Annotated in this window: 21 protein-coding genes; 8 read left to right on the top strand and 13 right to left on the bottom strand. The window is 71.5% G+C overall.

From position 1 onward, the window contains the following. Nucleotides 1–3 precede the first annotated feature (3 nt). Nucleotides 4–1590 carry an APC family permease gene (locus tag AIIKEEIJ_RS25935; protein WP_006935188.1) on the top strand — a complete coding sequence of 529 codons (1587 nt, stop codon included), beginning with the start codon at nt 4–6 and terminating at the stop codon, nt 1588–1590. 43 nt (nt 1591–1633) lie between these two features. On the opposite strand, the gene AIIKEEIJ_RS25930 is transcribed toward AIIKEEIJ_RS25935, so the two are convergent. Then, nucleotides 1634–2245 carry a TetR/AcrR family transcriptional regulator C-terminal domain-containing protein gene (locus AIIKEEIJ_RS25930; protein WP_006935187.1) on the bottom strand — a complete coding sequence of 204 codons (612 nt, stop codon included), beginning with the start codon at nt 2243–2245 and terminating at the stop codon, nt 1634–1636. A gap of 108 nt (nt 2246–2353) precedes the next feature. Between AIIKEEIJ_RS25930 and AIIKEEIJ_RS25925 the strand changes: the two genes are divergently transcribed. The 5 genes from AIIKEEIJ_RS25925 to AIIKEEIJ_RS25905 all read left to right on the top strand — a co-directional run bounded on the left by AIIKEEIJ_RS25925 (nt 2354) and on the right by AIIKEEIJ_RS25905 (nt 7264). Beyond that, nucleotides 2354–3319, top strand: a complete 966-nt coding sequence (locus tag AIIKEEIJ_RS25925; RefSeq protein WP_043798540.1) for a nitrilase-related carbon-nitrogen hydrolase — start codon at nt 2354–2356, stop codon at nt 3317–3319. Continuing rightward, on the top strand, nt 3316–4332 hold the full coding sequence (locus tag AIIKEEIJ_RS25920; RefSeq protein WP_006935184.1) for an agmatine deiminase family protein: 1017 nt from the start codon (nt 3316–3318) through the stop codon (nt 4330–4332). The genes AIIKEEIJ_RS25925 and AIIKEEIJ_RS25920 overlap by 4 nt, the downstream gene beginning before the upstream one ends. A 214-nt stretch (nt 4333–4546) precedes the next feature. After that, complete coding sequence (locus AIIKEEIJ_RS25915; RefSeq protein ID WP_051446024.1) at nt 4547–5872, top strand: glutamine synthetase family protein; 1326 nt, start codon at nt 4547–4549, stop codon at nt 5870–5872. A 79-nt stretch (nt 5873–5951) separates the two neighbouring features. Next, nucleotides 5952–6320: a hypothetical protein gene (locus AIIKEEIJ_RS25910; protein WP_043798543.1), complete on the top strand. Its 369-nt coding sequence runs from the start codon at nt 5952–5954 to the stop codon at nt 6318–6320. Between the two features lie 107 nt (nt 6321–6427). Continuing rightward, a complete protein-coding gene (locus AIIKEEIJ_RS25905) occupies nt 6428–7264 on the top strand; it encodes a mycofactocin-coupled SDR family oxidoreductase (RefSeq protein WP_043798722.1) in 837 nt (278 codons plus the stop codon). 63 nt (nt 7265–7327) lie between these two features. On the opposite strand, the gene AIIKEEIJ_RS25900 is transcribed toward AIIKEEIJ_RS25905, so the two are convergent. Next, a complete protein-coding gene (locus tag AIIKEEIJ_RS25900) occupies nt 7328–8089 on the bottom strand; it encodes an SDR family NAD(P)-dependent oxidoreductase (RefSeq protein ID WP_006935179.1) in 762 nt (253 codons plus the stop codon). A 172-nt stretch (nt 8090–8261) separates the two neighbouring features. Between AIIKEEIJ_RS25900 and AIIKEEIJ_RS25895 the strand changes: the two genes are divergently transcribed. After that, complete coding sequence (locus AIIKEEIJ_RS25895) at nt 8262–9038, top strand: SDR family oxidoreductase (protein WP_043798546.1); 777 nt, start codon at nt 8262–8264, stop codon at nt 9036–9038. A 42-nt stretch (nt 9039–9080) separates the two neighbouring features. Here the strand turns inward: AIIKEEIJ_RS25895 and AIIKEEIJ_RS25890 are convergent, their stop codons facing one another. The 10 genes from AIIKEEIJ_RS25890 to AIIKEEIJ_RS25845 all read right to left on the bottom strand — a co-directional run bounded on the left by AIIKEEIJ_RS25890 (nt 9081) and on the right by AIIKEEIJ_RS25845 (nt 19562). Beyond that, the gene (locus AIIKEEIJ_RS25890) at nt 9081–9893 is read right to left on the bottom strand and encodes a MaoC/PaaZ C-terminal domain-containing protein (protein WP_161996866.1); all 813 of its coding nucleotides are present in this window, start codon (nt 9891–9893) and stop codon (nt 9081–9083) included. A 36-nt stretch (nt 9894–9929) separates the two neighbouring features. Continuing rightward, a complete protein-coding gene (locus AIIKEEIJ_RS25885; RefSeq protein ID WP_006935170.1) occupies nt 9930–11105 on the bottom strand; it encodes a lipid-transfer protein in 1176 nt (391 codons plus the stop codon). Beyond that, on the bottom strand, nt 11102–11542 hold the full coding sequence (locus AIIKEEIJ_RS25880) for a MaoC family dehydratase (RefSeq protein WP_102800491.1): 441 nt from the start codon (nt 11540–11542) through the stop codon (nt 11102–11104). The genes AIIKEEIJ_RS25885 and AIIKEEIJ_RS25880 overlap by 4 nt, the downstream gene beginning before the upstream one ends. Then, the gene (locus AIIKEEIJ_RS25875; protein WP_161996863.1) at nt 11539–12651 is read right to left on the bottom strand and encodes an acyl-CoA dehydrogenase family protein; all 1113 of its coding nucleotides are present in this window, start codon (nt 12649–12651) and stop codon (nt 11539–11541) included. The genes AIIKEEIJ_RS25880 and AIIKEEIJ_RS25875 overlap by 4 nt, the downstream gene beginning before the upstream one ends. Continuing rightward, nucleotides 12652–13635, bottom strand: coding sequence for an FAS1-like dehydratase domain-containing protein (locus tag AIIKEEIJ_RS25870; RefSeq protein WP_161996862.1), 984 nt, complete (start codon nt 13633–13635; stop codon nt 12652–12654). After that, entirely contained in the window at nt 13632–14798 is a 1167-nt protein-coding gene (locus AIIKEEIJ_RS25865; RefSeq protein ID WP_050035867.1) for an acyl-CoA dehydrogenase family protein, read from the bottom strand. Before AIIKEEIJ_RS25865 ends, AIIKEEIJ_RS25870 begins: the two co-directional genes overlap by 4 nt. Nucleotides 14799–14899: 101 nt before the next feature. Further along, on the bottom strand, nt 14900–15784 hold the full coding sequence (locus tag AIIKEEIJ_RS25860; protein WP_006935161.1) for an LLM class F420-dependent oxidoreductase: 885 nt from the start codon (nt 15782–15784) through the stop codon (nt 14900–14902). Further along, the gene (locus tag AIIKEEIJ_RS25855; protein WP_161996861.1) at nt 15781–16653 is read right to left on the bottom strand and encodes an SDR family NAD(P)-dependent oxidoreductase; all 873 of its coding nucleotides are present in this window, start codon (nt 16651–16653) and stop codon (nt 15781–15783) included. Before AIIKEEIJ_RS25855 ends, AIIKEEIJ_RS25860 begins: the two co-directional genes overlap by 4 nt. Nucleotides 16654–16656: 3 nt before the next feature. Next, nucleotides 16657–18354: an AMP-binding protein gene (locus tag AIIKEEIJ_RS25850; protein WP_161996860.1), complete on the bottom strand. Its 1698-nt coding sequence runs from the start codon at nt 18352–18354 to the stop codon at nt 16657–16659. Between the two features lie 14 nt (nt 18355–18368). Then, nucleotides 18369–19562, bottom strand: a complete 1194-nt coding sequence (locus AIIKEEIJ_RS25845; RefSeq protein WP_006935158.1) for an NADH:flavin oxidoreductase — start codon at nt 19560–19562, stop codon at nt 18369–18371. Nucleotides 19563–19779: 217 nt separating this feature from the next. On the opposite strand from AIIKEEIJ_RS25845, the gene AIIKEEIJ_RS25840 reads away from it, so the two are divergent. Beyond that, a complete protein-coding gene (locus AIIKEEIJ_RS25840) occupies nt 19780–21444 on the top strand; it encodes a class I adenylate-forming enzyme family protein (protein ID WP_029545915.1) in 1665 nt (554 codons plus the stop codon). A gap of 108 nt (nt 21445–21552) precedes the next feature. Here the strand turns inward: AIIKEEIJ_RS25840 and AIIKEEIJ_RS25835 are convergent, their stop codons facing one another. Beyond that, on the bottom strand, nt 21553–22353 hold the full coding sequence (locus AIIKEEIJ_RS25835; protein ID WP_006935153.1) for a biosynthetic peptidoglycan transglycosylase: 801 nt from the start codon (nt 22351–22353) through the stop codon (nt 21553–21555). Between the last annotated feature and the right edge of the window lie 329 nt (nt 22354–22682).

The following is a 22682-nucleotide window of genomic DNA, read 5'->3' as shown; positions in this document are numbered from 1 at the left end:
GCCATGACGAATTCGCTTCCTCCCACCCGGGTTCGAGAGGCCGACCCGGTGATCACCCCCGGCGACGGGGTCGTGCCGAAGGGCCTGGCCGCCGGCAGGATCGGCACGTTCGCCGGCGCCGTCCTGGGCATCTCGTCCGTCGCGCCGGGCTACACGCTGACGGCGAGCATCGGCCTGATCGTCGCGGCCGTCGGGCTGAAGATGCCGGCGATCTTCATCGCCGGGTTCATCCCGATGTTCCTCACGGCGTACGCCTATCGCGAACTCAATTCCGAATCACCGGACTGCGGGGCGTCGTTCACGTGGTCCACGAAGGCCTTCGGCCCGTACGTCGGGTGGATGTGCGGCTGGGGCATGGTGATCGCGACGATCATCGTGCTGTCCAACCTGGCCGCGATCGCCGTCCAGTTCTTCTACCTGTTCCTCGCCCGCATCACCGGAGACTCCGCGATCGCGGATCTTCCCGGGAACAAGTTCGTCAACGTGGGCACCACCCTGGTGTTCATCGCGATCGCGACATGGATCGCGAGCCGCGGCATCACCACGAGCGAACGCGTCCAGTACGCGCTCGTCGGCTTCCAGATGGTGCTCCTGCTCGCGTTCGCGGTCGCGGCACTCGTGCACGTCGGCGCGGGCGACGCGCCCGCCGGGCTGTCGCTCGACGCCTCCTGGTTCGACCCGTTCCACGGGCTTGCGATCGGCGCCTTCGTGATCGGCGTGACCGGTTCGATCTTCGCGTTCTGGGGGTGGGACACGTGCCTCACCCTCGGGGAGGAGTCCCGGGACCCCAAGAAGACCCCGGGCCGGGCCGGCCTGTTGTGCGTGGCGACGATCCTGCTGACCTACCTGCTGGTGTCGGTCGCGGCGATGATGTATGCCGGTGTCGGTACGACGGGTCTCGGGCTGGGCAATCCCGACAACTCCGAGAACATCTTCGGCGCCCTCGCCGATCCGGTCCTGGGCCAGTGGGGTGGTCTGCTGCTCTTCCTCGCCATCTTCGTCTCGTCGGTGGCGAGCCTGCAGACCACCTTCCTGCCGGCGGCGCGGACGATGCTCGCGATGGGTGCCTACGGCGCGTTCCCGCGCCGGCTGGCCGCGGTACATCCCCGCTTTCTGGTGCCCTCGTACGCGACGGTCGTCGCGGGGGTCGTCACCGCGGTGTTCTACGCCGGCGTGACGTTCCTGTCCGAACGCACCCTCCTCGACACCATCGCCGCGCTGGGCATCATGATCTGCTGGTACTACGGGATCACCGCGTTCGCGTGCGTGTGGTACTTCCGCGGACGTCTGTTCACCAGTGCCCGCAACGCCGTGTTCCGGTTCGTCTTCCCCCTGTCGGGCGGGATCATGCTCGCCGCTGTCTTCGCGATCTCGGTGGGCGAGAGCATGAATCCCGACAACGGCAGCGGCGCCGAGATCGGCGGCGTCGGGCTGGTGTTCTTCCTCGGCTTCGGCATCCTGCTGCTCGGCGCGGTCCTGATGCTGGTGATGCGGGTGCGCAATCCGCAGTTCTTCCGCGGGGAGACCCTCACGCGCAGCACCGCCGCGCTCACCGGGGAGACGGACGTGTTCACCACCGACCGCGGTTGAACCCGGACCGCACCGACCACCGCGCCGACGCCGGCCGGGCCGTTCAGGCCCCGGCCGGCGTCTGGGCGACCAGGCCGGCCACCAGTGCGCGCAGGCCGAATTCGAAGGCGGCGTCGGCCCGTTGCGGATTCGGGCAGGCGGTCTGCAGCGCGGCGCGCATCGCGTCGCCGGTTTCGGGGACGTTCGCCCACACCACCTCGGGCGCGGCGAGGTCGAGCGCCGAGCCGAGGACGAAGCTGTCCACGGTGGTGATGGCATGCAGCACGTGCGCGGGCGTGAATCCGGCATCCGTGAAGGCCTGCGCGAGAGCGTTGTAGAGCCCGAACGCGACCGGCGACTGCACGGTCTGCGCGGTGAACAACGGGATCAGCCGCGGATGCGCGGCGTAGGCGCGACGGTACTCGCGGGCGAGGCCGGCGACCGTCTCGGACCAGTCGCCGGCCGGTTCGCCCACGACGATGGTGGACATGATGCGCGCCCGCATGGCCTCGACGATCTCGGCGCGTCCCGACACGTGGTTGTACAGCGACGACGGCCGCACCTTCAGCCGCTCGGCCAATCCCGGCATGGTGAAGTCGCCCGCCGTGTCCACCATGTGAATCGCTGCGTCCGTGATGATCTCGGGCGACAGCAGCCGCTTCGGCGGTCGTGGCATACGAAAACTCCTCGAAATCGTCGTGGGCTCTTGCCCGGGACGCGCTCGTCCACCATACTTAACGAATCAAATTCGTTTTATCCCCCCGGATCGAGCCGAGGACTTCCCATGCTCACCATCACCGCCACCACGCCGCCCGACTCGCTGTGCCGGGTCGACGCCCCCGATCGGCCGCCGCTGCGCGTCGGACTGGTTCAGCACCGCTGGCACGACGACGAGCGGGCGTTGCACGCCGAACTCACCGAGGGCATCGCCCGCGCCGCCGGACTCGGCGCGCGCGTCGTGTTCCTGCCCGAACTCACGTTGAGCCGCTACCCGGCCGACACGCCCGGCGGCGCCGACGCCGCCCGGACCGCCGAGGACCTGCGGACCGGCCCGACCGTCGCCTTCGCCGCGGCCGCCGCGTCCGCCCACGGTGTGTTCGTACACGCGTCCCTCTACGAACGCGCCGACGCACCCGACGGCCTCGGCTACAACACCGCCGTCCTCGTCTCCCCCGCCGGCGAACCGGTGGCCCGGACCCGGAAACTGCACATCCCCGTGACCGCCGGATACTACGAGGACACCTACTTCCGGGGCGGTCCGGCCGGTGACCCGTATCCCGTCCACACCCCCGACGGCCTCGACGGCGCCCGCATCGGCATGCCGACCTGCTGGGACGAGTGGTTCCCGGAGGTGGCGCGGGCGTACTCGCTCGCCGGGGCCGAGATCCTGGTCTACCCGACGGCGATCGGCTCCGAGCCCGACCACCCCGAGTTCGACACCCGCCCGCTGTGGCAGCAGGTGATCGTCGGAAACGGCATCGCCAACGGCACGTTCATGATCGTGCCGAACCGGCACGGCTGCGAGGGAGCCATCACCTTCTACGGCTCCTCGTTCATCTCCGATCCCTACGGGCGCATCCTGGTGCAGGCTCCGCGCGACGAATCCGCCGTGCTGGTGGCCGATCTCGACCTCGCGCAGCGCCGGGACTGGTTGTCGCTGTTCCCGTTCCTGAGCACCCGCCGCCCGGACACCTACGGCTCGCTGACCGCACCGGTGGACGCGCACGCACCCTTCGGAGCCACGCGATGACCTGGCGCATGCCCGCGGAGAGCGAACCGCACGAGCGCACGTGGATGGCCTTCCCCACCGAGGGATATTCGCTGGGCGACACCGCGGAGGAGCACCACGAGGCCCGCGCCACGTGGGCCGCGGTCGCGCACGCCGTCGCCGAGTTCGAACCGGTCACCGTGGTGGCCGATCCCGGCCAGGTCGACGCGGCCCGCCGGTACCTGTCCCGCGACGTGGAACTCGTCGAGGCCCCGCTGAACGACGCCTGGATGCGCGACATCGGGCCGACCTTCGTCCTCGACGACGACGGCCGGTGCGGCGGGGTCGACTGGGTGTTCAACGGCTGGGGCGCGCAGGACTGGGCCCGGTGGGACCACGACGCCCGGATCGCGTCGTTCGTCCTCGAGCGGGCCGGCGTGGAACGGGTCGCGTCGACACTCGTCAACGAGGGCGGTGGCATGCAGGTGGACGGTCTCGGCACCGTCCTGCTCACCGAGACCGTCCAGCTCGACCCCGGGCGCAACCCGCACCTCGACAAGGCCGCGGTCGAAGCGGAACTGCGGCGCACCATCGGCGCGACCTGCGCGATCTGGCTCCCGCGCGGGCTGACGCGGGACCAGGAGCGCTACGGCACCCGCGGTCACGTCGACATCGTCGCCGCGATCGCGTCCCCGGGCGTGGTCCTCGTCCACGACCAGCGCAACCGGGACCACCCGGATTTCGACGTCACCGCGCTGATCGTCGAGCGGCTGCAGCACACGGCGGACGTGCGCGGCGAGCCGTGGCGCATCGTCCGGGTGCCGGCCCCGGCGACGGTCCGCGACGACGAGGGCTGGGTGGACTACAGCTACATCAACCACTACGTCGTCAATGGTGGGGTGATCGCCTGCCGCTTCGGCGACCCCGCCGACGACGAGGCCGCGGAGATCCTGGCGGCCGCGTATCCCGGCCGTCGCGTCGTGGGAGTGGACGCCCGGCCGCTCTTCCGCCGCGGCGGCGGCATCCACTGCATCACCCAGCATCAGCCGCGGTGAGGACGCCCGTCTTCGCCGGCACGGTCCTGTGTCGGCGAAGACGGTCCCCGTGACCCGACCTCGCCTCTACTGTGTCCTTGTGCCCGGCGTCCTCGTGCCCGGCGATGCCGCCGGTGGCCGACGGCGCGGGCGGGAGGTCCCTGTGACGGAGGAACGCTTCGACCCCGTGACGGAGGAACGCTTCGCCGCCGTGACGGAGGAACGCTTCGCCGCCGTGACGGAGGAACGCTTCGACCCCGTGACGGGCGAACGCGCCCGCGAGGAGCGCATCGTCGGCTCGGTCGTCGATTCGACCGGCATCTCGCGGGCGAAGGTGTTTCCCGGACACAGGCTTACGTCGTTCGTCGAGTCGGGCGCGGGCGCGTCGCCGAGCTGGGCGGTCTTCTGCGTCGACGACCACCTGGCGTTCACGCCGTCACTGTCGGTGACGGGCGATCTTCGGCTGCGGATCGACCGCGACCGGCTCCGGCCCGTCGGGGACGGCGTCCGGTGGGCGCCGGCCGGCCTGTACGAGCAGGACGGGACGCGGTCACCGTTGTGCACGCGCGCAGCGCTCGAACGCGTCGTCGAGGAGCTCGCCGCGGCCGGCGTGCAGGCCCGGGCAGGGCACGAGATCGAGTTCACGCTCTTCGACGGCGGGCGCAGCGAATGGTCCGCATACGGTCTCGGTGCCGTCCTCGGGCGGGACCCGTTCGTCGCGGATCTGTTGCACGCGGCCGCGCAGGCGGGTCTGGGCATCGACCAGATTCACGCCGAGGCGGGCGCGCAGCAGTTCGAACTCTCCCTGTCTCCGGCAGCCCCCGTGGAGTCGGTCGACAACCTGGTGCTCGCACGCATCCTGATCAGCCGCACCGCCCGGCGGCACGGTCTGCGGGCGTCGTTCTCCCCCGTCCCCGTCGTCGGCGGGGCGGGCAACGGGGCCCACGTCCACGTGTCCTTCACCCGCGAGGGGCGGCCGCTCCTGTCCGGCGGCGACGGCCCGCACGGGGTGACTGCGGCGGGCGGCAGCGTCGTCGCCGGCATCGTGCGCGCGCTGCCCGAGTTCGGGGCGGTCCTCACCGGGTCCGTGCTCTCGCATCTGCGGCTGCAGCCGGGCATGTGGTCCGGCGCGTGGTGCTGCTGGGGGCTCGAGAACCGTGAGGCCGCGCTGCGGCTGTGCGCGCTCACGCCCGGGAGCCCCTACGGCGCCCACCTCGAGGTCAAGCCCGTGGACCCGTCGGCCAACCCCTACCTCGCCGGCGCGGCGATCCTCGGGGCGGCCCACGCCGGTCTCACCGACGCACTCCCGGTTCCGCCGGAGATCCCGGTCGATCCGGGCCGGATGACCGATGCCGAACGCGCCGAACTCGGGGTCCGCGTCCTGCCGACGGACCCCGACGGCGTGCTCGCCGCGCTCGGGTCCTCCGGCCTCGCGCAGCGCCTGTTCGGACCGTCGATCATGGAGGCCCTGCTCGCCGTGAAACGCTACGAGTTCGGGGAGTACCGCTCGCGGCCGCCCGCCGAACTCGCGGAACGGTTCCGCTTCGCGTGGACCGACTGACCGTGTCGCGACGATCGAGGTAACGGACGTCTCCGAATCGGCGATTCACGGCCGTCGGCAATGGAGAGAACGGACGGCCATGCACAACCTCGAGTCGGTGGACCCCCAGGCGATCACACAGCCCATCGCACAGGTGCTCACGCCGGGCGATTCCGCGGTGGAGCCGGTCCGCCCGCCGGCGTCCCGGCACGCGGCGGCCGCCCACTCCGCCCCGCCCGCCGCCGAGGTCCGGCGCGTCAAGCGGCTCACCTACGGCGACGAACCCCGCCGACGGTCGTTGCGGCCGGATTTCTGGTCGATCGTCGGCGCGCTCGCGCTCGTGCTGGCGATCGCGTTCGTCGTCGTCGCGCTGCTCGTCGCGGGGAACCGGCCCCAGCCGTCGTACCGGCCGAACTACGCGCCGTCCGGCCTGGGCGCCGCGCTGGTGCCCGCCGCAGCGGTGGTGTGACGGCCCGCGGCCTGCCCTTTTCCCGCTGAGCGGGATCGCCGCACCCCTGCGGGCCCGCCGGGGCTGGAGCATCGACCTGCTGACCGAGGAGGACAGGAGTGGATTCGATGAGTGAGTTCGAAGGCCGGGTCGCGCTGATCACGGGCGGGGCGCGGGGCCAGGGCCGCAGCCACGCGGTGGCGCTGGCCGAGCGCGGCGCCGACATCGTGCTGTGCGACCGGTGCGCCGACAGCCCGGTGGTGCCGTACCCGCTGGCCACGGAGGCGGATCTGGAGGAGACCGCGGCGGCGGTGCGCGCCACCGGGCGCCGGTGCCTGACCGCGAAGCTGGACACCGCGGACCGCCCGGCAATGGACGAACTCGTGGCGCAGGCGCACGCCGAGTTCGGGCGGATCGACATCGCGGTGGCGAACGCGGGCGTGTCGGTGGCCGCCCCGATCCAGGCGATGACCGAGGCGCAGTGGGCGGAGGCGATCGGCTCGAATCTGACCGGTGTCTTCAACACCGTCGGTGCGGTGGCGCCCGGCATGGTCGCGCGCGGCTACGGGCGGATCGTGACGATCTCGTCGATGCTCGGCCGCGCGGGCAACACCAACATGGCGGCGTACAGCGCATCGAAGTGGGGCGTGATCGGCCTGACCAAGAGCGCCGCGCTGGATCTGGCGCCGCACGGTGTCACGGTGAATGCGATTGCCCCCGGGAACATCTCGACACCGATGATCCACAACGACTTCCTCTACGGCCTGATGCGCCCGGATCTCGAGCATCCCGGCGCCGACGACGTGGCCCCGATCTTCCAGAGCCTGCACGCGCAGCCGGTGCCGTGGCTCGAACCGGCGGAGATCACCCGCGTGGTGCTGTTCTTCGCCGCCGAGGCGAGCGCCCACATCAGCGGCACCGTGCTGCCGGTCGACGCCGGCAACGCCGGACGGGTCACCGGATAGGCGCCTGCGGCGCCGGTGCGTCCTTTGGGCCGCCAGGGCAGCCCAAAGGACGCACCGGGGGCGTCAGCCCCAGCGCGACTGGCCGCCGTCGAGGGGGATCGTCGCGCCGGTGAGATACCCCGCATCCTCGCCGACTAGGAAGACCACCGCCCGCCCGATGTCGGTCTCGGGGTCGCCGATGCGGCGCAACGGGATTCCCGCGCGGAACTCCTCCGCCTCCTCCGGGTTGCGCGCCATCCAGGCCTCGAGTCCCGGCGACATCGCGTGTGGTGCAATGGCGTTGACGCGGATCCCGTCGACTCCCCACTCGCAGGCCGCGGCGCGGGTCAGCGACCGCATGCCCTCCTTGATCGACCCGTAGACGCCGTAGTTGCTCGCGTCCCAGCGGACCGCCGCCGACGTGACGAGGTTGACGATCGAGCCGCCCCCGCGCTCCTTCATCACCGGGTAGCAGGCCCGCATCAGCCGCAGCGTCGCGAGCGGGCCGGTGGCGAAGGACCGCTCGTACTCGGCGTCGGTGAACGACAGCAGCGGGCCGGGCCGGCAGTCGTTGGCGTTGTTGACCAGGATGTCCACGCCGCCGAAATGCGTCACGGTGCGCTGCACCGCCGCGTCGACGTCGTCGGCGCTGCTCACGTCGCAGCGCAACGCCAGCGCCTTGCCGCCGAGTTCCTCGATCGCCTCGGCCGTCGCGACCACCTTGGATTCGGTGCGGCCGGCGGCCGCGATGTGCACCCCCTCCTTGGCGAGCGCGAGGGCGATGCCCCGTCCGATCCCCTGTCCCGCGCCCGTGATGAGCGCGACCTTGCCGTCCAGCTTGCCCATGTGTCCCTGCTCCCGGTTCTCTCGCCACTACGGAAATCCTGGTGCCCCAGGCGTCCCGTCCACTATCCTTGACCAAGCACTTGCTTGTCCACGTCGGTTCCCGCTCGCGTCCACGAAAGGCGCGCGACTGCAAGCAGTCTCGAACCGACCCGAGTTCCAGAAAGGTAGCCACGTGCACCTTCCCAATCCCGTCGACCACACCGGACGCGCCGTGATCGTCACCGGCGGCACCAAGGGCATCGGCTTCGTCGTCGCCGAACACTTCCTCGCCGCGGGCGCCGACGTCCTGGTATGCGCCCGCAACGAGCCCGGGTCCCTGCCCTCGGCCGGCGGGCGGAGCGCGGCGTTCCGGGCCGTCGACGTGCGCGACCCCGCCGACGTGGCCGCCCTGGTCGAGGACGCCGTCGCCCGGTTCGGCCGGCTCGACGTGCTGGTCAACAATGCCGGCGGGTCACCGGACTCCGACGCCGCCACCGTCTCCCCGCGCTTCGTGGAGAAGATCGTCGCGCTGAACCTGCTCGCCCCGTTCTACGCGGCGCAGGCGGCCAACCGGGTGATGCAGGAGCGGCCCGGGGGCGGCTCGATCATCAACATCGGCAGCGTCTCGGCACACGATCCGCAGCCCGGCACCGCCGCGTACACCGCCGCAAAGGCCGGCCTGCTGGGCCTGACCAAGGCCCTCGCCCTCGAATGGGCACCGAAGGTGCGGGTCAACCACATCACCACCGGCCTGATCCGCACCGAGGCCGCGGCCTCGGTCTACGGCGACGACGGCGGCGCCGCGGTGACCCGCACCCTGCCGATGGAGCGGATGGCCGTCCCGTCGGACATCGCGCGCGCCTGCCTGTTCCTCGGCAGCGACCTCGCGTCCTACGTCAACGGCGCCGACCTGGCGGTCCACGGCGGCGGCGAGTACCCGGCCCGCTACATGGCCCTGCACGGCAAGTGACGCGTGGACCGGTGCCCGGCAGCCGGGCACCGGTCCACGACCTCACGCGAACGACGCGCGCGCCCCCGAGATCACGGCCTGCCCGTCCGCGGCCACCTCGAACACGGCGTCGTCGCGTCCGCCCCACACCCGCAGCACGGCGACGTCGCCGGGGAACACCGGCGCCGCGAAGCGGCCCTGCAGTTCGATCAGGTCCGCCGGATGCGCCCCGAGGAGCCGGGCCAGGGGCAGGGTCACCGCCGCCAGGGTGCACAGCCCGTGCATGATCGGGCGCGGCTGACCGATCCGCGCGGCCGCCTCCGGATCGATGTGGATGTGGTGCCGGTCGCCGGTGAGCCGGTACAGCGCAGCTTGGTTCGCGGCCGTGGCCAGTTCCCCGGTCAGCTCCGGCTCGCCCTGCGGCGCCGCCGGCTTCGACGGGCCGCGCTCGCCCCCGAAACCACCCGCGCCGGGCGCGAAGATCGACCACGTCGCGACGAAGTACTCGCACTCGACGCGGACCTCGAACACGGCCGCGGCCCCCTTGTCCCACACCTCGCCCACCGACGCCCGCAGCTCCACCTCACCGCGACGCGGCAGCGGGGCCAGCACGGTCAGCTCCTGCGAGCCGTGCAGCGCCGTCGTCGTGTCGAACGCGCCGCGCGAGCCCAGCTCGTCCGGTGCCCACTGGGCCAGGGTCAGCGCGAACGTCGGCAGCACCCGCAGCCGGTCCTCGAGCACCAGGTCCAGGTCGGTGGCGGGCTGGGCGCCGACGGCGAGCGCGTAGAGGATCGCGTCGCGCTCGTCGTAGGCCACCGTGCGGGTGCCCAGGTCGGCTCCGCGCCACGCGCCGGCCTTCTGCTCCACTGCCGTCATTGTCTCCACTGCCGTCATTGTCGAATCCTTCCGGGATCAGGCGGCACCGAGGATCAGTCCGGACGTGGGAACCGCGGTTCCCGCCGTGACGATCACGTTCTCGACGCCGTCGGGTTGATTGGTGGAGGTGCCGCGCACCAGGCGGACCGCCTCGGCGATGCCGTTGACACCGTGCAGATACGCCTCGCCGACCTGGCCGCCGTGGGTGTTGCTCGGCAGCCGGCCCCCGATCTCGAGGTTGCCCTCGCGGACGAAGTCCCTGGCCTCACCGACGCCACAGAAGCCGAGTTCCTCGAGCTGCGGCAGCACCAGCGGGGTGAAGTGGTCGTAGAGGATCGCCGCGTCGATGTGGTCCGGACTCAGTCCGCTCTGGCCGTAGAGCTGGCGGCCCACGAGTCCCATCTCGGGGATGCCGGTGATGTCCGGACGGTAGTAGCTGGTCATCATGTGCTGGTCCTTGCCGGAGCCCTGCGCGGCGCCCTTGACGAGCACGGGCCGGTGCCGCAGGTCCCGGGCGCGTTCCGCGGAGACGACGACGAGGGCCTGACCGCCGTCGGTCTCCTGGCAGCAGTCGAGCAGGTGCAGCGGCTCGGCGATCCACCGCGAGTTCTGATGGTCCGCGAGCGTGATGGGCTTGCCGTGGAACCACGCGGCCGGATTGTTCGCGGCGTGCTTGCGGGCGACGACGGCAACCCGACCGAAATCCTCACTCGTGGCACCGTACTGGTGCATGTAGCGGCGGGCGAACATCGCGACCCACTGAGCGGGCGTCGCCAGCCCCTGCGGGGTCAGCCACGCGTAGGCGGCGCGGTCGGCGGTCGAATCCATCGGCCGGTCGTGCTGGCCGAGACCGAACCGGATACCGGAACGTTCGTTGAACGCGCGGTAGACCACGACGACCTCGGCGACGCCCGTCGCGACGGCCATCGCGGCCTGCTGCACCGTCGCGCACGCCGCCCCGCCGCCGTAGCCGATGCGGGAGAAGAACTTCAGTTCCCCGAGCCCGCAGTTGCGGGCGACGAGGATCTCGCCGTTGGTCTCCATCGTGTAGGTGGCCAGTCCGTCGACCTCGGACGGGTCGATGCCGGCGTCGGCCAGTGCGGCGACGACGGCCTCGCACGCGAGCTGCAGCTCCGAGCGGCCGGACTTCTTGGAGAACTCGGTGGCGCCGATGCCGACGATCGCGGCGGCACCGGAGAGCGGGCTGGTCATCGGGTTCCTCCCGGCCGGTCGGTGAAGGCGATCGTGACAGTGCCGGTGGCGTGGTCGCCGAGGCTGTTGGCGCCGCGGACGCGGACCTCGACGAGGCCGTCGGACTTGCCGACCACCTCGCCGGTCATCGTCATGGTGTCCCCGGGGTAGTTCGGTGCGCCCAGACGGATCTTCACCCGCCGCACGACGGCGCACGGACCGGACCAGTCCGTGACGAACCGGCCCACCAGCCCGTTGCTGGTGAGGATGTTCATGAACACGTCCTTCGAACCGCGCTCGCGCGCCAGCTCGGGGTCGTGGTGGACATCCTGGAAGTCGCGGGTCGCGAGGGCGGTCGCGACGATCAGTGTGCGGGTGAGCGGGATCGCGAGTTCGGGCAGTGCCTCGCCGATCTCGATGTCGTCGTAGCTGCGGCCCGTGGACACGGTGGCGGTCACGCGACCACCTCGACGCCGGCGGCGAGCTGGGCGCCCAGGCGCGCCAGATCCGACGCGGAGCCACCGAGGGTGGCGCCGATCTGCTTGCCCCACAACAAGTGCCGATGCACCGGATAGTCGGTGTCGACGCCCATGCCGCCGTGCACGTGCGTGGTGCGGTGCACGACGCGCTGGCCGCCGTCGGTGGCCCACCACTTCGCGACGAGCACCGAGGTGCCGGGGTCCTGTCCCTCGGCGAGCAGCCACGCGGCCTGCCACAGCGTCACGCGCATCGCCTCGAGGTCGATGTAGCAGTCGGCCAGCTGGTGGCCCACGGCCTGGAACGTCGCGAGCGGACGTCCGAACTGCATGCGCCCGTTGAGGTAGGTGACGGCCTGCTGGACGGCACCCGAGCCGACACCGAGCTGGATCGCGGCGAGCGCGAGCTCGACGCGGTCGAGCAGCCACTGCGCGGCGGTGCCGTCCGTGGGCCCGAGCAGCTCGGCGGGAGCCGAGTCGAACGTGACATTGCCGCAGATCTCCCAGGTGGTCGAGTGCGTCTGCTCGACGGAGACGCCCGCGCCGGCGAGATCGACGACGAACAGCGCGGCACCGGCCGGGGTGGTGGCCGAGACGATCGCGCGGGACGCGACGTGGGTGACGGGGACGACGGCCTTCGCACCGGTCAGGGCCCACCGGCCGCCGGCCTCCGTGGCGGTGGTCTGCGGGTCACCGGGGACGTAGGGGCCGAACTCCTCGAGACCGATCGTCAGGAACCGGCTGCCGTCGGCGACACCCGGCACCAGCGCGGTGCGCTGGTCGTCGGTGCCGAACTCGGCGACGGCGAGCGCGGCGAGCACCGACTGCCAGATCGGCACCGGCGCCACGTGCCGGCCCTGCTGCTCGAGCAGGACGTACAGCTCCGCCAGGCCGAGCCCACCGCCGCCGAGGTCTTCGGGCAGCGCGACGCCGAGCAGACCCGTGGTGGCCAGCTCCCGCCACAGCTCCCGGTCGATGCGCTCGTCGCTCAGCTCGACCTGCTTGACCCGATCGATGCCGGCCTTGCCGGTGAAGACCTCGTGCGCGAGGCCGCGAATCGCTTCCTGCTCTTCGCTGAAGTTGAAATCCATCTACGAATCCTTCCGTGCGGCCGGCCGGAACGCGGGCAGCGTCAACTCGGGGTCGGCGTCGATCCAGTCCAGTTCCACCGCCATGCCGATCTCGACCTCGTGCGGTTCTACACCGGTCATGTTCGCGATCAGCCGGGTGCCCTCCTCGAGTTCGATCGTCGCGACGACGAGCGGGTACTCGAACCCGGGGATCCGCGGGTGGTGGTTGACGACGAAGCTGTAGACGGTGCCGCGGCCCGACGCGTCGACGGTGTCCCACTCGAGGGAACGGCACCGCCCGCACATCGGCCCGGTCGGATGCCGCAGCGTGCCGCACGCCGCGCAACGCTGGATCACCAGGCGGTGCTCCCTGGCCGCCTCGAACCAGAAGGCGTTGTCGGCGTTGATCGCCGGACGCGGGCGCAGACCCTTCGGAGCGGCGGATTCCGAGCCGGGCGAGCTCTCGCGCTTCGGCTCCGGCTGCGCCGTGTCCTTCGGCCGGAAGCGCAGGGTGCGCCAGCGCTGGGTGGCGACGACCGCGCCGTCCCCGTTGCGGTACGTCTTGAGGGTGGTCACGAAGTGACCCGCGCCGAGCCCGGTCCTCTTCTCCTCGGAGATCGATTCGATCACCTCGGTGAGTGAAACACGTTCGCCGGGGCGCAGTTCGACGAAGAACTCGAAGTCCGAGTCCGTCGCGACGACGGACGTGAAGCCGGCGTCGTCGAGCGTGGCGATCAGGTCGGTCCACACCGGCGACGGGTCGTTGTTCGCCATCTTGTCGGTAAAGGTGCGCATCGTCCACACCTGCGTCATGAGCGCGGGCGCGACGGCACCGTCGCGGCCGGTGGCGCGGGCGGCGGCGTCGTCGAGGTAGATCGGGCTGGTGTCGCCCATCGTCTCGACCCAGTGCCGGATCATCGGGGTGTTGACCGCGTCAGGGCCCCACGTCGTCGGCGTCAGGGTCTGCCCCTCGAACGCCCTCAGCCTGGTCAGCAGTTCGCTCACTTGACCCTCTTCTCCCGCACCAGGCCCAGGCCCATCGTGCCGACCATGTCGCGCAGGACCTCGTTGACACCGCCGCCGAACGTGTTGACCATGCCCTGACGGGAGATCTGCTCGATCTGTCCGGCGAGCACGGCTCCCGGCGACTCGGGGCGGATCCGGCCGGCGGCCCCGAGAATGCCCAGCAGCGTCCGGTACACGTCGACGTGCGTCTCCGTGCCGTACACCTTGGTCGCGCCCGCGTCGGCACCGGAGAGGGTGTCGGCCGCGACGGCGGCGGTCATCTTCCAGTTCAGCAGCCGCATCGCCTCGAGCTTGGCGTGGGTGCGAGCGAACTCCTGCTGCACCCAGGGAATCTCGACGGCGCCGTTCTCCTTCGCCCAGTCCAGCACCTGCTGCCACAGCCCGTAGGTGCGGCCGCCGATCGCGGCGAGGCCGATGCGTTCGTGGTTGAGCTGCGCGGTGATCAGCGGCCAGCCGCCGCCGACCTCGCCGACGACGTCCCGGTCCGGGATTCGGATACCGCTGTAGTAGGTGGCGGTGACCGAGAGACCCCCGACGGTGTGGATCGGCGACCACGAGAACCCGGGCGCGTCGGTCGGCACGATGAGGATCGAGATGCCCTTGTGCTTCGGGACGTCCGGGTCGGTGCGGCACGCGAGCCACACGTAGTCGGCCGTGTTCGCGCCCGAGGTGAAGATCTTGTTGCCGTCGACCACCCACTCGTCGCCGTCGCGCACCGCGCGGGTCTTCAGCGACGCCAGGTCGGTGCCGGCCTCCGGTTCGGTGTAGCCGATGGCGAAGACGATGTCGCCGGAGAGGATGCCGGGCAGGAAGCGGTCCTTCTGTTCCTGCGTGCCGTATTTCATCAGGGTCGGCCCGACGGTGTTCACGGTGACGAACGGGAAGGGCAGGCCCGCCCGCTGCACCTCGTCGAAGAACACGAACTGTTCCTCGATGGAGCGGCCCTGCCCGCCGTACTCCGTGGGCCAGCCGATCCCCAGCCAGCCGTCCTTGCCGAGCAGCGTGACGACCTCGCGGAAGTGCTCGCCGCCCACCCCCTGCTCACCGGCACGGCGGCGCTTGTCCTCCGGCAGCAGCGACGCGAAGTAGGTGCGCAGCTCCTTCCTGAGCGCGACCTGCTCCGGGGATTCCTTCAGATCCATCGCGATTCTCCTAGCGACCGAATGTCGTTGTGACCTCGGACGCTAGTCAGCGTTGCCGGCGGCCGGGCGGAGCATCTCGGCCAGCGGGAACCGGCCCGGCGTCAGACCCGGCCGAGGCGTTCGGCGCAGGCGGCCATCTCGTCGACGACCTGGCTCAGCGATCCCGCGTTCGGCGAGGCCGACAGCACCATCCGCCCCGCCCCCAGCTTCCGGGCCCGGTCCATCCGCGCCTCGTCCAGCCGCGGCAGGGTCGCCCCGAGCACCAGCTCGACGGTGCCGGGATCGCGGCCCGCCGCCTCGGCGGCGCGGCGCATCCGCCCGATCGCGCGGTCGAGGTCCTCCCCCGCCAGGCCGAGCGGCTGGAACCCGTCGCCGAGCCGGCCGGCCCGCCGCGCGGCGGCCGCGCTGTGCCCACCGATGTACAGCGGCACCCCGGTCTCGCGGTGCGGTTTCGGCCAGCTGTGGGCGCCGCGGAACGTGTAGAACTCGCCGTCGAAGTCCACCCCGGCCGGACCGGTGCCGGCCCACAGGGCCCGCATCACCGCGATCGCCTCGTCGGCGATCTTCCCGCGACGGTCGAAGTCGCCGCCGCACGCCTCGATCTCCTCCCGCATCCAGCCCAGTCCCAGGCAGATCCGGACCCGGCCGCGGGCGAGCCGGTCGAGGGTGGCCAGGCGTTTGGCCAGGACCACGGGATGGTGGTTGGGCAGCACCAGCACCCCGGTCGCGAGCCCGAGGTCGGTGGTGGCGCCGGCGACGAACGACAGCAGCTCGAGCGGGTCGGGCAGGTCGCAGTCGTCGGGCAGGTGCGACTTGCCGGTCGGCGCATACGGGTACGCGCTGCCCGTGTTCGCGACGACGACGGAATGCTCGACGGCGGAGATCTCGTCGAAACCCAGTTTCTCGGCGGCGCGGGCGAATTCGAGGATCCACTCGGGTTCCCCGCTCTGCTCCAGCTCGACCGGCACCACCACACCCAGCTTCACGTGACGTCCGTCCTCTCGTTCCGCCGCTCCACCGCGGAAGCGGACATCCTCTCGATCAGCGTCGGCGCCCATACGACCTTGCCCAGCAACCGGTCCGCGTCGGGCACCGTCGCCAGCCACACCGCGGCGTCGGCGGGCACCGTCGCCGGCACCGCGTCGAACCCGGCGTCCTCCACCGCGCGGGTGCCGCCCCGGGCCCGCCCCGACTCGGTGACGACGAAACCCGGACTGAGGTTGAACGCCCGGACGCCGCGGGCGCGGTACTCGGCGTTGATCATCCCGGCGACCCGCGCGAACGCGGCCTTCGACGCCGCGTACGACAGGCCCCAGCCGCCCTCCCCCGGCGGCGCGGGCGGATCGATCGCGGCCGACCCGGACACGAGGTCGATCACGACGCCGCCGCCGCAGGCGAGCATGGCCGGCAGCACCGTCTGGATCAGCGCCAACTGGTGCAGGTAGTTGCCCTCCACCATGGCGGCGGCGTCGGCGAGATCGATGTCGAGGAGCCGGTCCATGTTGCCGCTCGTCTGTGCGTAGGCGTTGTTGACGAGCACGTCGATCCGGCCCCACACGTCCAGCACACGGCGGCCCGCAGCCCGCACGGAGTCGACGTCGAGCAGATCCATCGGGACGGGCAGTGCCCGCACCCCGAGCGATTCGATCGCCGCCGCGGTGGTCTCGAGGCTGCCGGGGACGGCGATCGGCTCGTCGCCGTCGCGGCGGGTGCGCGGAGGCACCGTGCCCCGGCCCTCGCGGACCGTGCGGGCGGTGACCGCGACGTCGAAGCCGGCCCGGGCGAACGCGAGGGCGGTCTCGCGCCCGATGCCGCGGCTGGCACCGGTGACGAGGGCGACGCGGGTCTCCGGCATCGCCTACACGCTCAGCAGCCGTTGCCGGCCGTGCGCGGCGAACTCCCGGTCGAGCGCGGCCTTGTCGTCCGCGCTCATCGCGGTGTACTCCGGCGCGCCGCGTCCCACCCACCGGTACACGGGCTCGGTGGTGTGCCAGCGCTGCGCCTGCAGCTCGCGCTTGAGGACCTTGTTCGAGCCCGTCACCGGCAGGTTCGTCGACACGCGCACGAACCGCGGCACGGCCTTCGAACCGAGATCGGCCTGCCCGGTGAGAAATTCGGCGAACTCGACCGGATCGAAGCCGGCGAGGGACTCGACCTCGATCGCCGCCATCACCTGATCGCCCGACCGGGGATCCGGCACCGCGTAGACGCCGGTGCTCACGACCTTCGGATGCCGGCGCAGGACCCGCTCGATCATCAGGGCCGAGGTGTTCTCGCCGTCGACCCGGATCCAGTCGCCCTTGCGGCCGGCGAAGTAGATGAAGCCGGCCTCGTCGACGTAGCCGAGATCGCCGGTCCAGTACCAGCCGTTGCGGATCCGCTCCGCGTCGGCGACGTCGTTCTTGTAGTAGCCCTCGAAGGCGCGGGCGCCCTCCTTGTTGATCATCTCGCCGATCGCCTCGTCCGGGTTGAGGACGCGGCCGTGCTCGTCGAGCACCGCGCGGGCGCACTCCTCGAGGGTGTCGGGGTTCACCACCGCGATACCCGCGTGGGCGGGCCGGCCGAGGGCGCCCTCCGGGGCCTGCGGATCGAGCCGGACCGAACCGGCGCCCTCGCTCGAGCCGTACCCCTCGTACAGCACCGCACCGAACCGGCGCACGAACTCGGCCTTGTCCTCGGGCGAGGCCTCGGTGCCGAAACCCCGTTCGAGGCGGTTGTCGGCGTCGTCGGGCTGCTCGGGGGTGGCCATCAGGTAGGCCAGGGCCTTGCCGACGTAGGTGAAGAACGTCGCGCCGAAGAACTTCACGTCGGGCAGGAAGCCGGACGCGGAGAACTTGCGGGTCAGGCACACCGTCGCGCCGTTGGCCAGCGCCGGCGCCCACAGCGCCATCAGCGCGTTGCCGTGGAACAGCGGCATGCAGCAGTAGTCGACGTCGTCGCGGTGGTGCCCGTACTTGGCGGTGTTGGCGTACGCGAGCCGCGACAACCGGCCCTGGGAGCACTTGACGGCCTTCGAACGGCCGGTGGTGCCGGAGGTGAACAGCAGCAGGAACAGGCTGTCCTCGCCGACGCCGTCGGCGATCGCCGGTTCCACCCGCTCGAGCCGCGCCGCGTAGTCGGGATCGTCGATCAGCAGGAAGCGGTCCTCGTCGAGGCCCAGGTCGAGGCCGCGCAGCTTCGCCATCCCGGCGGTGTCGGTGACGATGAGCTGGCAGTCCACGTACCGGATCTCGGCCTCGAGCTCCGCCGCGCCGCGCGTGGGATTGATGCCGACGACCGTCGCGCCCGCCAGGGCCGCCCCGCCGAGCCAGAACAGGAAGTCCGGGACGTTGTCGAGAAGAATGCCGATGTGGAACGGGCCGTCGACGCGCAGCGCGCGGGCCAGCTCGCCGCGGGCCGCGCTCTCGCGCACCACGGCGTCCCAGGTCCAGTCCTGCTCCCGGGTCCGCAGGCCGAGCCGGTCGTCGCCGACGCGGTCGAGCAGCATCTCGGCGATGGTGGCGCGCTGCACCCCCGTCTCCGTTGCGGCGGCGCGGGGGTTCACGGTGCTCGTCATCGTCGCGGCTCCCTTCACGCCGTCCGGAGCACGCAGTGGGTGCCCCCGTAGATGGCGGTCATGCACTTGTTGCAGTGGTTGCACAGCGACGCGGCGGCCGCGTCCTCCTGCATGCGGTTGACGAGATCCGGCTCGCGCAGCAGCGCCCGCGCGGCGGCGACGAACTGGAAGCCCTCGGCCATCGCCTCGTCGATGATCGCCCGGTTGGTGATGCCGCCGAGCAGCACCAGCGGCATCTTCAGCTGCGACCGGAACTGCTTGGCGTCCTCGAGCAGGTAGCCGTCGCGGTAGGGGTACTCGCGCAGGAAGTGCTTGCCCACCAGCTGGATCCCGAGCTTCGTGGGCTGCGGCATCACGGCGGCGAAGTCGCGCAGCGGCGCGTCGCCCTTGAACAGGTACATCGGGTTGAGCAGGGAGCTGCCGGCGGTGAGCTCGAGGGCGTCGAGCGAGCCGTCGGCCTCGAGCCACTTGGCCACCTGGATCGACTCGTCGAGCCAGAAGCCGCCGGGCACACCGTCGTCCATGTTGAGCTTGGCGAGGATCGCGATCCTGTCTCCCACGGCGTCGCGGACGGCGCGGGCGGCTTCCCGCGCGAAGCGCGCGCGGTTCTCGAGCGAGCCGCCGTACTCGTCCTTGCGCTTGTTGATCTTCGGGCTCAGGAACGAGCTGATCAGGTAGTTGTGCCCGAAGTGGATCTCCACGGCGTCGAACCCGGCCTCGACGGCGCGGCGCGCGGCCTCGGCGTGGCCCTCGGTGATGCGGGCGATGTCCGCCTTGGTCGCGGGCTTGCTGAAGTTCTGGGTCGTCATGCGGAAGGCGCGGCTCGGCCCGAGCGCGGGGGTGCCCAGGTACTTGGCGGCGGCGACCGGTCCGGCGTGCCCGATCTGCGCCGACACCGCGGCGCCCTCGGCGTGGATCGCGTCGGTGAGCCTGCGCATGCCGGGCCGGGTCTCGTCGGTCCACTGCAGCTGGCCGGGCGCGGTGCGGCCGTCCGGCGCGACGGCGCAGTACGCGACCGTCGTCATGCCGACGCCGCCGGCGGCGGGCCGGCGGTGGAACTCGATGAGCTCGTCGGTGACGAGCCCCTTCGGGGTGAGCCCCTCGAACGTGGCCGCCTTGATGACCCGGTTGCGCAGGGTCAGCGGACCGAGCTTCGCGGGGGCGAAGGGATCGATCCTCGTCGTCGGGTTGTCGAGAAATGTGGACATGCGGTTGCTCCTCCGGCAGCGATTCTGCGCCGAACGTAGCCCCGGCTGTCAGGTGGATCACGGGAAGTCCCGCTCAGTGGTAACCACTTCCGCGGCCGCGATCCGGCATGAGAAATTGCAGTGGCACGCCTCACACGCGGCCGCGGCCGGGGTGGGGTTCCAGGTCCATCGCAGCAGGTGACACGGTATTCACGTGACACGAAGGAAAGGTCCCCGCATGACTGCGTCCGCAGATCCCCGGCTGTACCTCGACGAGGTCGTCTCCCGCCTCACCGGCCCGGGTGGCCGGTTCGAGATCGTCGAGGAAGAGGTGCTCGGCGCCTCGATGCCGGTGATGAAGAACCGCGGCAAGGCCGTGGGCGACCTGCTCGCCGACTCCCTGCGCTGGGGCGACCGGGACTACCTCGTCACCGCCGACCGCCGGCTGTCGTTCACCGAGCACGCCGCCGCGGCGTACTCCCTCGCCCACGCGTTGCGCGAGCGGTACGGCGTGGAGAAGGGTGACCGGGTCGCGATACTGGGAGCGAACACCCCCGAATGGGTGATCGCGTTCTGGGCGAGCCAGGTGCTCGGCGCCATCACCGTCGGCCTCAACGGATGGTGGGTGCCGCGGGAGATCGAGTACGGCCTGAAGCACAGCCGGCCGAAGATCCTCGTCGTCGACGCCAAGCGCGCCGCGGCCCTGGCCGACGTCGACACCGGTGGGATCACGGTCCTGACGATGGAGGAGGACCTGCCCCGGCTGATCGCGCAGTTCCCCGACGCCGTGCCGCCGCGCGTCGACATCGACGAGGACGACCCGTCCGTCATCCTGTACACCAGCGGCACCAGCGGCCGGCCCAAAGGCGCGCTGCACTCGCACCGCAACCTGCTCGCCGTCGTGGACTACCACCGGTTCAGCGACGCCCTGCTCGCCGCGTTCACCGGGCGGACCGCCGGCGACGACGTCCCCAGCGACCTGCGCTACCTGCTCACCTCGCCGCTGTTCCACATCGCGAGCCTGCACAACCTGGTCGTCCCGCGCCTGGCGACGGGCAGCGCCGTGATCATGCACCAGGGCTCGTTCGACGTCGACAAGGTGCTCGGCCTCATCGAGCGCGAACGCGTCACCAACTGGGGTGCGGTCCCCACCATGGCGTCGCGGCTGCTCGAGCACGACGACCTCGGCAAGTACGACCTGTCGTCACTGACGGCGTTCGCGCTCGCGTCGGCGCCGTCGTCGATCGCGTTCAAGGACCGGCTGCGCGAGAAGGTGCCGTTCGCCCGCAACGCCCTCGTCGACAGCTACGGCCTCACCGAGTGCAGCACCGCCATCGCGGTGGCCAACTCCCAGGACCTCGAGGCGTTCCCCGGCACCCTGGGCCGGCCGATCATCACCGTGAGCCTCGAGATCCGCGACCCGTTCGGCGAATGGCTGCCGGACGGCGTGGAGGGCGAGGTGTGCGTGCGCAGCCCGTTCGTCATGCTCGGCTACTGGGAGGACGAGGAGGCCACGGCCGCGGCCATCACCCCGGACCGGTGGCTGCGCACCGGCGACTACGGCGTCATCGAGAACGGCCGGCTGCGACTGACGGGCCGTCGCTCCGACCTGATCCTGCGCGGCGGCGAGAACGTCTATCCCACCGAGATCGAGCAGACCCTCGACGAGCACCCGGCCGTGCGCGAGTGCGCCGTGATCGGCGTTCCGCACCCCGACCTCGGCCAGGAGGTCGCGGCCGTGGTCGTCGTCGCCGAGGGGGCTCACGTCACCGAGGAGGAACTGCGCGAGTTCGCGGCCGAGCGGCTGTCGTACTTCAAGGTGCCCACGCGCTGGCGGATCACTTCCGACCTGCTGCCCCGCAACGCGACGGGCAAGACGCTGCGCCGAGAGGTCGGCATCTAGCGGCCGTCGTCGAATGCTCCTGCGCGGCAAGGTGTTTCTTGCGCGCGTCCGTACGTGCGCAAGAAGCACCGCTGCGCGCAACCGCCAGGTCCGTCGCGGCGCGTCCGGCTACTGCGACCGGGACACGAACCCCGGATCCTCCACGGCCAGGCGCTGCCGCACCGGCTCGGGCATCGACGAGCACGAGTCGTCGCTCGGACGGTCGTCGGCGTGGTCGGCGGCCGAGTCGTCGATCCCGACCGACGCGACGAGGTTCTCCCAGCCGCCCCAGCCGGCGAACCGGGCGGGCAGGTCGACGTTCGCGGCGCCGTTGATGTGGAACGCCGCGCTCGGGTACTGCGCGTCGGCGGGAGTCGCGACACCGCCCCCGGGCAGGCGCACCACGTCCTCCGGGTTGGGCAGCATGCCGGCCAGCTGCATCGCGTGGTACTGGTACATCTCCCACGGCGGGGTGTCGAAGTAGTACCAGCTGGCCGCGCACACCCCGTACAGGTCCGGGCCGAACTGCGCGTAGTTCAGGTACAGCTCCATGATGCGGGCGTCCGGCAGGGTCGCACTCAGCAGCACCGAGGGCACCGTCTCGACGGCCTTGCGGACCGCGCTCTGGTCGGGGGTGAAGAACATGTTCTTCGCCAGCTGCTGCGGGATCGTCGAATACGTCTGTTGTTCCTCGCCCGTCAGATGGGCACGGGCGCGGTCGGCGAAGTCACCCCAGTGGAACGCCTGTGCCCGCAGGCCCATCTGGTCGTCCTCGTGCGCGATCACCGACGCGACGACGTACCGGCTGACATGGTCGAGCGAGACGTACTGGTAGGCGATCGGACCGTCGTCGATCCGCATGAACCGCGACGACGACGGCGTCCACACGCGCAGCGACGAGGCCGCGACGACGGTGACGAACGCGACCACCGTGAGCGCCGCGGCCGCGCGTTTCGCCCGGCGCAGCCAGGGATTCGGCGGCGGGACCGGGACGCGCGGCGGCGGTGCGGGGGCGGGACGACGCCAGTGCAGTCGGGAGCGCCGAAGCCTCTGCAGCAGGGACCCGGGGCCGGGCTCGGGGCGCGGCGGCTCACCGGACGGCGGCCAGGGCGTGGGTCCGGCGTCGCGCTGCGGTGCCGCCCAGCGCGGTGCCGACGAGCGCGGTGCCGCCCAGCGCGGTGCCGGACCCACGCCCTGGCCGCCGTCCGGTGAGCCGCCGCGCCCCGAGCCCGGCCCCGGGTCCCTGCTGCAGAGGCTTC

Source organism: Rhodococcus sp. YH1 (assembly GCF_009939605.1).
Lineage (GTDB): Bacteria > Actinomycetota > Actinomycetes > Mycobacteriales > Mycobacteriaceae > Rhodococcus > Rhodococcus aetherivorans.
This window is presented reverse-complemented; position numbering and strand designations above follow the sequence as displayed.

What these genes read in the sequence shown, in the direction of transcription:
- AIIKEEIJ_RS25935 (WP_006935188.1), top strand. Translation starts at nt 4, where the DNA reads ATGACGAATTCGCTTCCTCCCACCCGGGTTCGAGAGGCCGACCCGGTG.
- AIIKEEIJ_RS25930 (WP_006935187.1), bottom strand. Translation starts at nt 2,245, where the DNA reads ATGCCACGACCGCCGAAGCGGCTGCTGTCGCCCGAGATCATCACGGAC.
- AIIKEEIJ_RS25925 (WP_043798540.1), top strand. Translation starts at nt 2,354, where the DNA reads ATGCTCACCATCACCGCCACCACGCCGCCCGACTCGCTGTGCCGGGTC.
- AIIKEEIJ_RS25920 (WP_006935184.1), top strand. Translation starts at nt 3,316, where the DNA reads ATGACCTGGCGCATGCCCGCGGAGAGCGAACCGCACGAGCGCACGTGG.
- AIIKEEIJ_RS25910 (WP_043798543.1), top strand. Translation starts at nt 5,952, where the DNA reads ATGCACAACCTCGAGTCGGTGGACCCCCAGGCGATCACACAGCCCATC.
- AIIKEEIJ_RS25905 (WP_043798722.1), top strand. Translation starts at nt 6,428, where the DNA reads ATGAGTGAGTTCGAAGGCCGGGTCGCGCTGATCACGGGCGGGGCGCGG.
- AIIKEEIJ_RS25900 (WP_006935179.1), bottom strand. Translation starts at nt 8,089, where the DNA reads ATGGGCAAGCTGGACGGCAAGGTCGCGCTCATCACGGGCGCGGGACAG.
- AIIKEEIJ_RS25890 (WP_161996866.1), bottom strand. Translation starts at nt 9,893, where the DNA reads ATGACGGCAGTGGAGCAGAAGGCCGGCGCGTGGCGCGGAGCCGACCTG.
- AIIKEEIJ_RS25885 (WP_006935170.1), bottom strand. Translation starts at nt 11,105, where the DNA reads ATGACCAGCCCGCTCTCCGGTGCCGCCGCGATCGTCGGCATCGGCGCC.
- AIIKEEIJ_RS25875 (WP_161996863.1), bottom strand. Translation starts at nt 12,651, where the DNA reads ATGGATTTCAACTTCAGCGAAGAGCAGGAAGCGATTCGCGGCCTCGCG.
- AIIKEEIJ_RS25865 (WP_050035867.1), bottom strand. Translation starts at nt 14,798, where the DNA reads ATGGATCTGAAGGAATCCCCGGAGCAGGTCGCGCTCAGGAAGGAGCTG.
- AIIKEEIJ_RS25855 (WP_161996861.1), bottom strand. Translation starts at nt 16,653, where the DNA reads ATGCCGGAGACCCGCGTCGCCCTCGTCACCGGTGCCAGCCGCGGCATC.
- AIIKEEIJ_RS25850 (WP_161996860.1), bottom strand. Translation starts at nt 18,354, where the DNA reads ATGACGAGCACCGTGAACCCCCGCGCCGCCGCAACGGAGACGGGGGTG.
- AIIKEEIJ_RS25845 (WP_006935158.1), bottom strand. Translation starts at nt 19,562, where the DNA reads ATGTCCACATTTCTCGACAACCCGACGACGAGGATCGATCCCTTCGCC.
- AIIKEEIJ_RS25840 (WP_029545915.1), top strand. Translation starts at nt 19,780, where the DNA reads ATGACTGCGTCCGCAGATCCCCGGCTGTACCTCGACGAGGTCGTCTCC.